Genomic DNA, 14213 nt, shown 5'->3' with positions numbered 1-14213 from the left:
TCGTGGCCGCGTCGTCGTCCCCGTGGCCGTGGTGCTCGACGGTGGACCTGCCGGCCCCGGCCTCGATCTGCCGGTCGCTCGGCGCGGAGGCCGCCGGCGCGGGAGCGGAACCGCCCGAGCCACCCGGCGTGCTGCCGCCGCTCCCCGCGCCCGCCGCGCCGCTCCCGCCGAAGGCGACGTCCGAGCAGGAGTAGAACGCCTCGGGGCTGTCCGAGCGCTGCCAGACCGCGTACAGCAGCTGCCGGCCGGTGCGCTCGGGCAGGGTGCCGGAGAAGGTGTAGAAGCCGCCCGCCGCCACCGGGTCGGTGACCGTGGCGACCGGGTGCTGGAGGTCCAGATCGGACCAGGCCAGCGCCTTGGCGGGGTCGTAGCCGGGCTTGGTGAGGTAGACGTTGAAGGTGCCCTTGTGCGGGGCGGTCACGCGGTACTTGAACGTGTACGCGCCGCTGTGCACGCTGGTCGCCGGCCAGTCCGCGCGGGCCAGGTCCAGCCCCTTGAACTCCTCGTCGCCGGCACTGCACAGCTTGCCGTCGGGGACCACGGCCTGGTGCCGCCCGCCCGCGTCGCCGATCCGGATGCCGTTCCAGTCGTACAGGGCCTGGGCGCCGCCGGCCGCGACCGCCGCCTTGCACGCCGCCGACCTCGGGCTCTCCGGGCCCTCCGCGTAGCACTGCGAGACCCGGCTGACCGGGTCGCCCATCGAGCCGTGCGCGGCGGCGGGCGCCGCGGCGAGCGCGGTCAGGGCGAGCGGGGCCGGCCCGAGGACGGCGAACGCGGCGAACGCCGCGGTCCTGCGGCGGCGGGGCGTGGCCTGCTCGGGCGCGGCGGAGGGCCTGGGGAAGGACATGCCGGAACTCCTGGGAGGGCTCTGATGCGGAACGGGGCGGACGGGGCTCCCGCGGGTGATCAGAAGCTAGCCCGGAGGATCCGGGAAATCGCCTGCTGAGGGGGGTGGAGGGTGATCCTTATGGCCGCGTTAAGGAAGCGCTCAGGCGGGCATCAGGTAGCCGGCGCGGCAGGCGGGCGCAGCAGAAATCGCCGTCCACCCCGGTACGCACGGCGGGGGAGTGGAACGGCGACTGCTTCGGCTCGGCGAACTCGATGAACTCGGTGGACTCGGTGACTCGACGGACTGGATGAACTCGGTGGACTGGATGGACTCGGTGGACTCGGTGGGCTCGACGGGGGTGACGTACGCGCGCGTGCGCCGCGTGGCCGTGCGTCACGACCGGATCGGATCAGCTGCCGCGTACGGCCGCTCTGGCGCGTCTCATCGGCCGGCCCCCGTCATCCCTCCGGCCACCATGTGCGCGCGATGTCCTTGCGGACCTCCGGCCGCCCGGCGGGACGTTCGTCGACCACTTCCTCACGGACCCGTCGGGTGTCCGTCTTCCTCAGGGGCTTCTGCACTGTCACACGGCGCATCGGTGCCTCCTTCGACGCCTACCGGGTTCCGTGTTCTCACGGAGGTAGACCTTTCGGGTGAGAGTTCCTCATCGGTGCGGGTCTGTCTGTGGCGGCTGTCACGAATCGGATGTCAGTGGCGGGTGTCACCGTGGGGTCCATGAGCGAACGGATCACGACCGACGGTGACGGAACGGCCCCCGCTCCCGTGGACTGGGACGCGCGGGCCGCCGACTTCGACGACGAGCCGGATCACGGACTGCGCGACCCGCTGGTGCGCGCCGCCTGGGCCGAACGGCTGCGCCGCTGGCTGCCCGGCCGGCCCGCCGACGTCCTCGACCTCGGCTGCGGCACGGGCAGCCTGTCGCTGCTCGCCGCCGAACAGGGACACCGGGTGACCGGCGTCGACCTGTCCGAGGCCATGATCGAACGGGCCCGCGCCAAGCTCGCCGGCCGGGACGCGGTGTTCCTGCCCGGTGACGCGGCCCGCCCGCCGGTGGCCGGGCGGCGCTTCGACGTCGTCCTCGTGCGCCACGTGCTGTGGGCGCTGCCCGACCCCGCCGACGCGCTGCGGCACTGGCGGAGCCTGCTGCGGCCCTCGGGGCGGCTCGTCCTGGTCGAGGGCGTCTGGGGGACGGTCACGCCCGTCGGCATACCCACGGATCGGCTTCTCACTCTTCTCACCCCCCTCACGGGGCACACCCGAGTGGAACATCTGTCCGAGGACGCGCGGCTGTGGGGGAAGGAGGTCGGCGACGAGCGGTACGCGGTGGTGGCGATGGCGTGAGGCCGTCCGGGCCGGTGCGCGGGGCCGGTGCGCCGGGGCGGTGCGCGGGCCCCGGCGGCCGGCGGCTCAGCGGCCCGGACCCAGCTCGCGGACGTGGCGCACCTCGGTCGCGCACCTCTCGTACCCGAGCCACTCGTTGATCGCGAGCATCGGCCCGTTGTCCGTGTCGTTGCCGGTCAGCGCCTCCGTGCACCCGGCGGCCCGGGCGCGGTGCAGCGAGTCGTTCTTGGCGAGCTTGGCCAGCCCCAGGCCGCGGTACGCCCGCGCGGTGCCCGTCATGGCCGTCAGGTACCGGCCGCGGCCGTCCGTGCGGGCGACGGTGAAGGCCGCGGGCCGCCCGTCGACCACCGCCACCGTGGTCAGCTCGGCGTCGAGCAGCGGATGCCGCCAGGTCTGCGCGAGCCACGTCTCGTAGTCGGTGAGCTCGACGGGCACGTCGCCCGGTTCGTCGGCGCTGGTCTCCGCGTCCAGCGCGAACAGCGGGCGCGGGTCGGCGGCGAAATCCGAGGCCCGGCGCAACTCCACGCCCGGCGGCGGGTCCTGGAGCGGCGGCAGCGGGCGGGCGGCCAGGTCCCGCCGGAAGAAGTGCGCGGAGCGGCTCGCGCGGTAGCCGTGCCGCTCGGCGAAGGCGCGGTTGCCCGGCTCGTCCAGCACCCAGGAGTGCAGCCGGCGCGCGCCGTGGGCGGCCAGGTGCTCCTCGGCGGTCCGCACCAGGAGGGCGCCGACGCCGCGGCGGGTGTGCTCGGGGTGCACGTACACGTTGACGTTGCCCTGGCCCGGCTCGGAGCTGTCGTGCGCCAGGTGCACCTGCGCGGTGCCGACCACCTCGCCGTCGGCGACGGCGACCAGGGGGCGGTAGTGGGCGTCGGGGGGCAGACGGGTGAGGTCGTGGACGAGCGACGCGGGGGTGGTCAGGAGGTAGGGCATCGCGGCGTGCCGTACCCGGGCGAAGCCCTCCAGGTCGGCGCGCGCGTCGGGGCGCAGTGCACGGACGATCACGGTCATGGGGGCGCACGCTACGCGGGCGGCGCGGGCGGCCGCCCCCCATTTTCCGTCGAGTGCGCGACAATCGGGCCCGTGACCCTGAAGCTCCACATCGACGACGGCGCCGCACCCTACGAGCAGGTGCGGGCACAGATCTCCGAGCAGGCCCGGTCGGGCGCGCTGCCGGTCGGCCACCGGCTGCCGACCGTACGCGGTCTGGCCGAGTCGCTCGGGCTCGCGGCGAACACGGTCGCCAAGGCGTACCGGGCGCTGGAGGCGGACGGGGTGATCGAGACGCGGGGCCGCAACGGCACGTTCGTCGCCGCCGCGGGGCCGGCCTCCGCCCGGGAGGCGGCGAGCGCGGCGCAGGTCTACGCGGAGCGGGCACGCCGCCTCGGCCTCACCGAGGAGGCGGCCCTCGCCGCGGCCCGCGACGCCCTCCGCGCGGCCTACACCCAGTAACCGCCACCACCGCCCGCCCCCATGCCCGGGCCACCCCCATGTTTGGCCCGCCCCCATGCTCGGCCCGCGGCCTGCCCGGTGGCGGGTTCGGCCCGTCCCCGCGCGCCCGCGATGCCCGGCCCGCGGCCTGACCGGCCGCGTGCCCGGCCCGTGCCCGTCTCCGCGCGCCCGCGGCCGCGCCCTCGCACCCCGTGCCGCACCGCCGCCCCTCCGCCGCGTCCGCGCGGCCGTGCCTCACCGGTGGGCGGGTGGCCGGGCCGGGGTGCGGGTGACCGTGCGGCCCGCCCGGTGGGCCGCGGCGGCGAAGGCGGTGGCGTCCTCGACCGCCGCGCCCGTCGGATCGTTGTTGAAGTACGCGTACACGTCCAGGTCGTCCGGCCAGACCGCCGCGGTGCGGTCCACCCAGGTCGCGAGGCAGCGGCGGCCGTAGTGCGGCCAGGCCCGGGCGCGGCCCACGTGGAAGCGGACGTAGCCCCAGTCGGCGGTCCGCCACAGCGGCGTCACCGGGCGGCCGTGGGCATCGGCCCAGCACAGGGCCGCGCCCCGCGACTCCCGCACCCCGCGCACCCGCGGCGTCCACCACGAGTCGTGACGCGGCTCGACCGCGACCCGGGCGCCGGGCGGGAAGCGGGCCAGACAGGCGTCCAGCAGGTCCGGGTCGGCGCGCAGCGTGGGCGGCAGCTGGAGCAGCACCGGACCGAGCCGGCCGCCCAGCCCCGCCGCGCGCGACATCAGCCGCCGCACCGGCTCGGCCGGCTCCCGCAGCCGCTTGACGTGGGTGAGGAAGCGGCTCGCCTTCACCGCGATCACGAAGTCCGCCGGGACCCGCGCGCGCCAGGACGCGAACGTCTCCCGCTCCGGCAGCCGGTAGAAGGCGTTGTTCAGCTCCACCGTGGCGAACGCGGCGGCGTACTCCTCCAGCCACAGCCGGGTCGGGCACCCCCGCGGGTACAGCACGCCCCGCCAGTCCCGGTACTGCCAGCCCGACGTCCCGACGAACAGGGTCATACGACCATCACAGCACCGCACCCGCGCGAGAGCGCGCCCCACGCGCCCTCGCGCTACAGGTACAGCCCCGCGTCCGCCCCTTCGCGCGGCTCCGGGAGCGCCGTCGGCGACGTGCCCCGGCGCAGCGCGTACAGCTCGGCCAGGGTGGCCCCGTCGCGGCCCACGCCCTCCTCGGCGCCCAGCCACTCCACCGCCTCCCGGCGGGTCAGCCTCCCCACCTCGATCCGGGCCAGACAGCGGCCCGGCCGGACCACGGCCGGGTGCAGCCGCTCCAGGTCCTCGTTGGTGGTCACCCCGACCAGCACGTTGCGGCCCTGGCCGAGCAGGCCGTCGGTGAGGTTCAGCAGCCGGGACAGCGCCTGCCCGGCCGTGTGCTTGGCCTCGCCGCGGATCAGCTCGTCGCAGTCCTCCAGCAGCAGCAGCCGCCAGCGGCCCTTGCCCGTCGCGTCCTCCTCGCCGATCGCGATGTCCATCAGATAGCCGACGTCGCTGAACAGCCGTTCCGGGTCCAGGACGCAGTCCACCTGGCACCAGTCCCGCCAGGACCGGGCCAGCGTGCGCAGCGCGGAGGTCTTGCCGGTGCCCGGCGGCCCGTGCAGCAGCAGGAGCCGGCCCGCGATGTCCTCGGGCGTCGTCTTCATCAGGCGCTCCATCGCGTCCGCGACCGGCGCCGTGTAGTTCGCCCGCACCTCCTGCCAGGTGCCCGCCGAGATCTGCCGGGTGGTGCGGTAGGGGCCGCGCCGGGGGGAGACGTACCAGAAGCCCATCGTCACGTTCTCCGGCTGCGGTTCGGGCTCGTCCGCCGCGCCGTCGGTGGCCTGGCCGAGGACCTTCTGGGCCAGCTCCGCGCTGGTCGCCGTGACCGTCACGTCGGCGCCCCGGTTCCAGCGGGACACCAGCAGCGTCCAGCCGTCGCCCTCGGCGAGGGTGGCGCTGCGGTCGTCGTCCCGGGCCACCCGCAGCACCCGGGCGCCGGCCGGCAGCAGCGTGGCCCCGGAACGCGCCCGCTCGATGTTCGCCGCGTGGGAGTACGGCTGCTCGCCCGTCGCGAAGCGGCCGAGGAACAGCGCGTCGACGACGTCGGACGGCGAGTCGGAGTCGTCGACGTTGAGCCGGACCGGCAGAGCGTCGTAAGGGTTCGCAGACATGCCGCCATGATCCGGCACCGGGCCGCCCCCCGCACCCCGTTTGCGGGGCGCGCGCCCCGTGTCGGACCGCTCGCGGGGCCGGTCGGCGCAAACCCTGTCCACCGGGCGATTTCCGCCCCTACTGTTGTCCCTGATGGCACGTCATGGGTGGGATCCGGGGGCGGGGCGGTGGCGGCTCGCCGCGCTGCTCGGGGTGGCCGCGGTCGCGCTGGCCCTGGTGGCGGCCCTGCTGAACGCGCTGTCCGGCGGCGCGAGCACCGAGGGCACCACGGACGACGGAGCGCGGGTGCACGGCAGCCCGGGCGCGGCGCGGCACGCGGACGATCCGTCGGTCGGCTGGGGCTTCACCCACACCCAGTTCAGCGCCGACCAGGGCAGCCCCGCCGCCGTGCGGCGCGTCGGGGGACTGCTGCGCGCGGACGGCGGGCTGCCGCAGAACCAGGCGATCATGGGCTGGGGCGCCGACAACCCCGAACCGGTCGAGGGCCGCTACGACTTCGCGGCGCTGGACCGCCGGATCGACTTCATGCGCTCCTCCGGCGCCACCCCGGTGATCACCCTGTGCTGCGCCCCGGACTGGATGAAGGGCGGCCGGGCCGGCGTCGGCGCGACCGACTGGAGCCGGTCCGCGCTGGAGACCGCCCCCACCCCCGGCCACTACGCGGACTACGCCGCCCTCGCCGCGACCGTCGCCCGGCGCTACCCGGACGTACGCCACTTCATCGTCTGGAACGAGTTCAAGGGCTTCTGGAACGACGACGCCGCCCGCTGGGACTACGAGGGCTACACCAAGCTCTACAACCTGGTCTACCGGGCATTGAAGAAGGTCGACCCGAAGATCATGGTCGGCGGCCCGTACCTGGTGATGGACAGCGTCGACCCGCGCCAGCAGGACGCCTCCACCGCGCTGCGCGGCGGCTGGGGGGCGATGGACCAGCGGGTCCTGGACGCCTTCGCCTACTGGAACGCGCACAAGGCCGGCGCGGACTTCGTGGTCGTCGACGGCTCCAGCTACACCAAGGACGACGAGCTGCTGCCCGACGAGTTCGCCGCCACGGACAAGTTCACGGCGGTCGGCCGGTGGGTGCGGCAGCGGACGCACGGCCTGCCCCTGTGGTGGGCCGAGTACTACGTCGAGCCCGCCGACGGCGACGACGACCGCTCGGGCTGGACCGAGCAGCGCCGCCTCGCCGTCCAGGCCGCCGGGATGATCGCCATGGCCAGGGGCGGCGCGTCCTCCGGCTTCTACTGGAACCCGGAGGAGGAGAAGGGCGCCGCCTGCCCCGGCTGTCTGTGGACGCCCACCGAGAGCGCCTCGGGCGGCCGGGCCCTGCCGATGCACGGCCTCGTCTCCCGCTTCGGCCGCGCCTTCCCGCCCGGCACCCGCTACGAGACGGTCGCCGTCGCCCCGGACGACGCGCCGGACGTCCGCGTCCTGGCCGACGCCCGGACCGCCCTGGTGGTCAACACGCGCGGCCGTGCGATCAGCGTCCAGGTGGACGGCCGCCGATTGGACCTGAAGGCGTACGAGGTGAAGTGGCTCGAACGGTGAACACCGCCCGAGCCACCCAACCCACCCGAACCACCCGAGCCCCCCGCCCCGGCCTGCCTCACCAGGGGAAGCGCTAGCCGCCCCCCATCGTCACGAACCGCTGCACCAGCGCGGCGAACAGCAGCGCGAGCAGCGGCAGCGAGAACCAGAAGCTGCCCTGGAGCAGGCGAAGCCGCCGCACCCCCGGCCGCACCGCGACCCGGACGACCTCGCGGGCGGCGAGCAGCACGACCAGGGCGAGCGCCGCGAGGGCGCCGGCCACCGACCACGGCGTCCACGTCACCCGCGGACCGATCGGCCCGGGACGCGGCGCGGGCACCGCTCCCGGGGGGCGCTCGCGCAGCGCGTACACGCTCGCGTCGCCGTTGCCGTAGACCTTGGCCAGCTCGCCTCGGCCGTCGAGGCCGCGCAGCAGCCGCGTCTCCCAGCCGGCCGAGTAGCCCTTGTCCAGCCGCAGATAGGCGGCCTGCCCCGCATCGACCATCAGGTACGAGTTCGGGCCCGCGTCCTTGAGCGCCTTGACCAGGCTCGCCACCAGCACCGGGTCGGCCGGCGCCAGGGTGGGCACGTAGTCGACGCGTTCCATGTCCCGCGCGCCCCACGGCATGGCCGGGGTGACGTCGTTCACCGGGTCGTCGCTCAGCCACAGCAGCCGTACGGTCGGCCGGTCGTGGGCGTAGACGTACTCCATCGCGGCGACCTCGCCGGGCCGGATCCGCTCGAACGGCTCGTTGCCCCAGCGGGCCACCAGGAAGCCGCCCATCAGCAGCAGCCCCGTCAGCAGCGCGGCCGGCGGTCCCAGGCTCGACCGGTCCGTCGCGCGCTCCCGGGCGGTGACCCCGGCGCGCGGGAACAGGGCCAGCGCGGCCAGCAGTCCGGCTCCGGGCAGCGCGAACATGAACACCCTGAGCGCCATCTCGCCGCCGTAGGACTGCATGCCGAAGCCCAGGAACGGCACGAAGGCCAGCACCGGCAGCGCCCGGTCGCGGTACTGGTGCGCGCGCCGCCGCCACCAGCCCCAGCAGGCAAGCGCCAGCACCGTGCCGGCCAGCAGCACCCGGGTGTACAGCACCAGCTTGTGCGTGGGGTCACCGCCCGCGATACGGCCCGAGACGGACGTCGAGACGTTGCCGCCGACCCCGCCGACCCCGCCGAACAGCTCGTCGAAGTGCCCGGACCAGTACGGCTCGGCCATGAAGCCCAGCCAGAACACCACCAGCACCGTGAACAGGACGGGCAGGCCGCGCAGTTCGCACCGGCCCACCAGGACGAGCGCGGCCAGCACGCCCAGCATCACGAACGGCGTGAGCTGGTGGGCCGGGACGGTGGCGGCGAACAGGCCGCACACCACCGCGAGCAGCACCGTCCGCTGCCGCCGGGTCGTCGGCTCGACCTCCGCCTCGCCGGGCCGCGCCGTCGTCCACAGCACGCGCGGCGCCCGGAACCAGACCAGCAGGATCGCCGCGAAGACCAGGTAGAGCAGATAGGTGAAGCCCTGCGGGGAGAAGTAGTCCTGGCCGACCCAGCCGCCCAGCACGAAGATCCACACCCCGGTCCACTTGGCCCGCCAGCTCGCCCGCAGCGCCCGGGTCAGCAGGAACATCGGCGGCAGGTAGAGGAGCTGGATCGTCAGCGGCCACCAGCGGATGACCTCGGTGAGGTCGCTCAGACCGCAGGCCCTGGCGGTGAACGCGGCCACCGCGAAGAACCCCGGCCAGCTCCAGCGGGCGTCCAGGTCGGGGACGGCCGAACCGGTGCGGTCGATGTAGTCGATGAAGCCGAGGTGCTGCCAGGCGGTCGCGAACCGCGGCTCGCTCTCGATCACCGCGGGCAGCGCGTGCAGCGAGACCACGGTGGCCAGCAGCGTGACCAGCAGCAGCGCCCGGTGTTCGCGGCCCGGCCGGAGCAGCGCGGCGAACACCACGACCAGCAGCGCCGCACCGGCCAGCGTCGCCGGCGGCAGCACGGAGATCAGACCGAGCCCGCCCATCCGGTCCAGATCGGCGTCGTCCAGGCGCAGCGCGGGCACCCAGTACAGCAGCAGCGCGGCCACCAGCAGACAGCCGAGGACGACCCCGGAACGGGTGAGCCCGGCGGAGGGCGGGGGAGCGTCGTCCTTTGGGGGCGGCTCCGGCGCGTCCGCCTCCCGCTCGGCCGCCGCTTCCGCCTCGTCCGCCCCGTCCGCCCCGGCGGCGCCGGCCGGCGGCGTGCCCGGGCCGGGGCGTACGTCGGGGCGGCGTTCCACGTGGTCGAAGTCGAGGTGCGGGCCGAGCGCGAGGGTGTCGGACTCCCGCGCCCAGGCGGGCCGCCGCCGCGCCGGCACGGCGCCGTCCGCGCCCGCTCCCAGGTCGGCGAGGTCCCCGTCGGGCGCCGTGTCCTCGGGCACGCCCCGGGCGGGCGCCGCCCGGAGGGTCCGGTACAGCCGGGGCGCGGCGATCGCCACGATCACGGCGAGGCTGGAGATCTCCGCCACGCCCGCGCCGGTCAGCCCCATCCGAGGCAGCAGCAGCACCGTCAGACCGAGTACCAGCACGCACAACAGGCCCTGGAGCCAGGCCAGTCCGGCGGTGCGGCTCTGCGCGCGCAGCACCGCGAAGTACGTCTCCATCACGACCCGCAGCAGCGCGCCGACCGCGAACCAGCGCAGCAGCGGGGTCGCCGCGTGCGCGTAGCCGTCGCCGAAGACGTGCAGGATCCGCGGCGCGAGGAGGAACAGCAGCCCGCAGACCGGGAGCATGATCCGGGCCATCCGCCCCAGCGCGGCCCGGGTGTTGGCGGCCAGTCGCGCCGGGTCGTGCGAGCTCTCCACGGTCAGCGAGGCGCCCATGTTGATGGCGAGCAGGTTGACGGTGCCGCCGATGGTCGTGGTGATGTAGAAGTAGGCGTTGTCGGCCGAGCTGACCTGCGAGGCGATGAGGACCGGCACCAGGTAGACCACGGCGAGCGAGAACAGCGAGCCGGTGTAGTCGCCGGCCAGGAAGCGCACCAGTTCCCGGGCGTCCGGCGGCTTGGCGTGCCGCTCGGTCGCCGCCGTGTGCCGGGGCACGAGCCGCCGGAACACCAGCCAGCCCAGCGGCACCACGGAGGTGGCGATGGCGACGACCCAGGAGACGAACACCCCGGTCGTGGCGAGCGCGCCGGCCAGGCTCACCAGCAGCGCCAGCTTCACCGCCGAGAACACCGTGTTGCCCACCGGCACCCACGGCGCGCTGCGCAGCCCGGTCAGCACCCCGTCCTGGAGGGTGAGCAGGTTCCACGCCATCACGGCGGCGATGAAGCCGAGCCCGTGCGAGAGCCCGTGCAGGAAGCGGTACGACGGCCCCCAGGTGTCCAGCGTCAGCAGGAACACGGCCGCCGCGCACGCCACGACGAGCGAACTGCCCGCGTAGGTGCGGGCGACGAGGCGTCCGGTGGCGCGGCCGGAGACCGGGATGAACCGGGCCAGGGCGCCGGTGAGGGTCACCGCGGTCAGCCCGGCCAGGAACTTCATGGCGGCGATCGCCGCGGAGCCCTGGCCGACCGCGGAGTCGGAGTAGTAGCGGGCGGCGACCAGCCAGAAGCCGAGGCCCAGCACCGCGGAGATCCCGGTGTTGAGCATCAGCGCGTAGGCGTTGCGGAACAGCTGGCCGCCGGTGCTCTCGCTCCGGCCGGGCAGGCGCGGCCGGCGTCCCGGCCGTTCGGCCGCCCCGGTTCCGGGCGCCGTCTCCTCGGTGGTGGTGGTCGTGTCAGACACGGGTGAGGGAAGCCTTCCGGCCGAGCCCGCGGGCTCTGCGGACCAGGGCGTAGCCCTTGGTGAGGGCCCGGTCCCGGGCGACGTCGCGGACGAGCGGGCGGCCCTGGACGAGCCGGGTGAACTCCTCGACGGTGGTGGTGCGGCGCACGGTCAGCCGCCGCATCGCGTACGGGCCCTGGCCGCGGCGGGCCGGCCCGTTGCCCACGGCGAGCGCCTGCCGGTAGCCGGCCGCCCTGACCCGGGCGCGTACCCGGCGGCTGGAGTAGCCGTAGGGGTAGGCGAACGAGAGGGGCACGGCGTCCAGTTCGCCCGCGATGATCTCCTTGCAGCGGATCAGCTCCGTCCACAGAGCGTCGTCGTCGAGCTGGTCGAGCTGCGGGTGGGTGTGGCTGTGCCCGCCGATCTCGACACCGCCGGCGGCCAGTTCGCGCACCTGGTCCCAGTCGAGCATGGCGTCCGGGCCGCCGCCGGTGTCGTACGCGCCCCGCAGCCAGCCGGTGGAGACGAACAGCGTGGCCGCGAAGGCGTGTTCGGCCAGGACGGGCAGGGCGTGCCGGTGGACGCCCGCGTAGCCGTCGTCGAAGGTGATCAGGACCGGGTCGGCGGGCAGCGGCCGGGAGCCGGGGGTACGCCAGTGGGCGGCCAGCTCGGCCGTGGTGACCGGGTGGCGGCCCAGTTCGCGCAGCACCGCCATCTGCTCGGCGAACGCCCGGGGGGACACGGACAGGCCGCGGGTGGCCGCGTTCGGCTCACCGGCGACCGCGTGGTACATCAGCACCGGCACGGACGCGTTCATACGGATCGTCCCCCCACCGCTTCCCCGTCGGCCCCGGCCACGCCGCCGCCGACGGTTCCTCCAGCCGCCCCGGCCCGGTCGCCGCCGACGGTCTCTGCACTTGCTCCGGGCCTGTCGTCGTCGGCTGCTTCGACGTGCGCTCCGGCCCGGTCACCGCCCGACTCCTTCTCGTCCGCACCCGCCCTCACACCGCCCGCCGCCGCCCGGCCCGTCCCGGGCGGCGAGGCGGGCGCGGCCGGGGGCGCCAAGGGCCTCCCGACGCCCGGCACCCGGAACGCCGTGCCGCCCCGGCGGGCGGCCCGGACACTGCCGACGGCGTAACCGCCGGCCGCCGTCAGCACCCCGGCGACGATCGCCCCGGCCCGGCCCGCACCCCCCTCGCGGGCCAGCAGCGCGTCCCGCAGCCCGCGCGCCACCCCGGCGGGCAGCACCCGCGTGGCGTAGCGGCGTTCGGACTCCAGGCCCCTGGCCGCGCCGACGCTGCGGGCCACCAGCGCCTTGGACAGGCCCTCGGCCCAGGCGCGGGCGCGGAAGTAGCGGAAGTGCTCGCGGGCGTGCGGCACCCGGTGGTGGATGACCGCACGGTCGTCGATCAGGAGCACCGCGTCCGGGCGGGCCCGGCTGAGCCGGATGCACAGCTCGGTCTCCTCGCAGCCCAGCGGGCGCCGGTCGCCGTCCCGGCCGATGCCGGTGGCGAAGCCGCCCGCCGCGTCGAACGCGGCGCGCCGGAAGGAGGCGTTGCCGCCCAGCACGTTGCGCACCCGGACCCGGCCCGGCGGCAGGCCCCGGTAGGTGCAGCCCACCACCCAGTCGAACTCCTCCGGGAACCAGGCCGGCCGGCGGCCCGACGCCCACACGGGCTCCGTACGGCCGCCCACCGCCCACACCTTCGGGTCGGCGTAGGCCTCGGCGAAGCGGCGCAGCCAGTCCCGCTCGGCCACCGCGTCGTCGTCCAGGAAGGCGATCACCTCACCCCGGGAGGCGGCGATGCCGGTGTTGCGGCCGGCGGACAGGCCGCGCGGGCCCGCGTTGGCGAGCACCCGCACCCCGCCGTCCGCCCCGGGCGGCGCGTACCGCTCGGCCAGCCGCTCCAGCAGCGCGCGGTGGTGGTCCACGACCAGCAGGATCTCCTGGGCCGGCCGGGACTGCGCCCGCACCGAGGCGACCGCCGCGAGGATGTCCTCCCAGCGGTCCTCGGTGTAGACGCAGATCACGACGGAGATGCCGGGACCGGTCAAGACAGGTCCTCCGGGTCTCCCGGGAACGCGCCGAGCATCGGGGAGTGCCGCTCCTGGCGGCGCAGCTCGCGCCGGTTGGACCGCTCGGCGAGGATCACCCGCAGCACCCTGAGCCCGTCCCGCACCGCGCGCAGGTTGCTGGCGCCGTGGATGCGCAGGTACTCGTAGCTGGGGATCTCCTGCACCTTCAGGCCGGCCTTGACGACTCTGATGTTCATCAGGGTCTCGACCTCGAAGCCGGTGCAGTCCAGCTCGATCTTGTCCAGGCAGTGCCGCCAGAACGCGTTGTAGCCGTAGCACAGGTCGGTGTAGCGGGCGCCGAACTTGCGGTTGACGACGGCGCACAGGACGCGGTTGCCGAGCTTGCGCACGAAGGTCATGTCGTCGGTGCCGCCGCCGTTGGCGAAGCGGGAGCCCTTGGCGAAGTCGGCGCCCGAGACCAGGGCGGAGACGTAGCTGACGATCTCGCCGCCGTCGGCGGAGCCGTCCGCGTCGACCATCACGATGATGTCGCCGGTGCACGCCGCGAAGCCGGTGGTCAGCGCGTCGCCCTTGCCCTTGCCCCGCTGCGGGACGACCCGCACCTTCGGCCACAGTTCGCGGGCGACCGCCACGGTGGCGTCGGTGGAATCGCCGTCGACGAGCACCACTTCGTGTATCCAGTCCGGCAGTGTCTTGAAGACGTAGGGCAGGTTCTCCGCCTCGTTCATGGCGGGGATCACCACGCTCACCGGCGGCGTGATGGCCAGGTGTGAGGAGATGGGCCGGTACTGACCGGCCGTGGACGGGTCCGGGCCCGCGGCCGGCGGGCGCAGAACTGAGCTCATGGGTTGTGTCCCTCTCGTCCGGCGGACCGCCCGCCCCCGGGCGGCCCGGCTGTGTGTCCGGTTCGAAAGGGGGGCTCTCACCCGGCGGGCACGGCGGAGCGGTCCCCGGGCCCACCGGGTGAGCTGGCAGAACTGGCCGGTTCGCCCCGACAGCGGCGGCCGACCGCGCGGCACGGCCCGACGGCCTCGCGGCCACCGAGCACGGCACCCCCCTACCGCGCCTCACTCCGGCCCGTCCCGGTCCTGAGCCCTCCCCTGGAACCGCGTGCGGTCG

General features: G+C 75.1%; 11 protein-coding genes. 3 read left to right on the top strand and 8 right to left on the bottom strand.

Annotated elements, in window-relative coordinates:
- Window positions 1-847: lytic polysaccharide monooxygenase auxiliary activity family 9 protein (locus ABEB07_RS24890; protein ID WP_345670380.1), on the bottom strand; the 847-nt coding region annotated here is incomplete at its 3' end.
- Window positions 848-1564: 717 nt separating this feature from the next.
- Here ABEB07_RS24890 and ABEB07_RS24885 point away from each other — a divergent pair.
- Complete coding sequence (locus ABEB07_RS24885) at window positions 1565-2191, top strand: class I SAM-dependent methyltransferase (RefSeq protein ID WP_345670379.1); 627 nt, start codon at window positions 1565-1567, stop codon at window positions 2189-2191.
- 66 nt (window positions 2192-2257) lie between these two features.
- On the opposite strand, the gene ABEB07_RS24880 is transcribed toward ABEB07_RS24885, so the two are convergent.
- Complete coding sequence (locus ABEB07_RS24880) at window positions 2258-3196, bottom strand: GNAT family N-acetyltransferase (protein ID WP_345670377.1); 939 nt, start codon at window positions 3194-3196, stop codon at window positions 2258-2260.
- A gap of 72 nt (window positions 3197-3268) precedes the next feature.
- Here ABEB07_RS24880 and ABEB07_RS24875 point away from each other — a divergent pair, with 72 nt between their 5' ends.
- A complete protein-coding gene (locus tag ABEB07_RS24875; RefSeq protein WP_176148385.1) occupies window positions 3269-3637 on the top strand; it encodes a GntR family transcriptional regulator in 369 nt (122 codons plus the stop codon).
- 234 nt (window positions 3638-3871) lie between these two features.
- Here the strand turns inward: ABEB07_RS24875 and ABEB07_RS24870 are convergent, their stop codons facing one another.
- Complete coding sequence (locus tag ABEB07_RS24870) at window positions 3872-4645, bottom strand: DUF72 domain-containing protein (protein ID WP_345670376.1); 774 nt, start codon at window positions 4643-4645, stop codon at window positions 3872-3874.
- A gap of 53 nt (window positions 4646-4698) precedes the next feature.
- Complete coding sequence (locus ABEB07_RS24865) at window positions 4699-5793, bottom strand: DUF5925 domain-containing protein (protein ID WP_345670375.1); 1095 nt, start codon at window positions 5791-5793, stop codon at window positions 4699-4701.
- Between the two features lie 133 nt (window positions 5794-5926).
- On the opposite strand from ABEB07_RS24865, the gene ABEB07_RS24860 reads away from it, so the two are divergent.
- Window positions 5927-7345 carry a GH39 family glycosyl hydrolase gene (locus ABEB07_RS24860; protein ID WP_345670374.1) on the top strand — a complete coding sequence of 473 codons (1419 nt, stop codon included), beginning with the start codon at window positions 5927-5929 and terminating at the stop codon, window positions 7343-7345.
- 73 nt (window positions 7346-7418) lie between these two features.
- Here ABEB07_RS24860 and ABEB07_RS24855 read toward each other — a convergent pair whose 3' ends face one another.
- The 4 genes from ABEB07_RS24855 to ABEB07_RS24840 are packed head-to-tail and all read right to left on the bottom strand — an operon-like array spanning window position 7419 to window position 13939.
- The gene (locus tag ABEB07_RS24855) at window positions 7419-11078 is read right to left on the bottom strand and encodes a lipopolysaccharide biosynthesis protein (protein ID WP_345670373.1); all 3660 of its coding nucleotides are present in this window, start codon (window positions 11076-11078) and stop codon (window positions 7419-7421) included.
- Window positions 11071-11874: a polysaccharide deacetylase family protein gene (locus tag ABEB07_RS24850; RefSeq protein ID WP_345670372.1), complete on the bottom strand. Its 804-nt coding sequence runs from the start codon at window positions 11872-11874 to the stop codon at window positions 11071-11073. Before ABEB07_RS24850 ends, ABEB07_RS24855 begins: the two co-directional genes overlap by 8 nt.
- Window positions 11871-13112, bottom strand: a complete 1242-nt coding sequence (locus ABEB07_RS24845; RefSeq protein ID WP_345670371.1) for a glycosyltransferase family 2 protein — start codon at window positions 13110-13112, stop codon at window positions 11871-11873. Before ABEB07_RS24845 ends, ABEB07_RS24850 begins: the two co-directional genes overlap by 4 nt.
- Complete coding sequence (locus ABEB07_RS24840; RefSeq protein ID WP_345670370.1) at window positions 13109-13939, bottom strand: glycosyltransferase family 2 protein; 831 nt, start codon at window positions 13937-13939, stop codon at window positions 13109-13111. Before ABEB07_RS24840 ends, ABEB07_RS24845 begins: the two co-directional genes overlap by 4 nt.
- Window positions 13940-14213: the final 274 nt, after the last annotated feature.

It is taken from the genome of Streptomyces similanensis (assembly GCF_039543625.1).
GTDB classification, from domain to species: Bacteria; Actinomycetota; Actinomycetes; order Streptomycetales; family Streptomycetaceae; genus Streptomyces; species Streptomyces similanensis.
The sequence above is the reverse complement of the archived record's forward strand: the minus strand, read 5'-3'. Positions and strand labels throughout refer to the sequence as shown.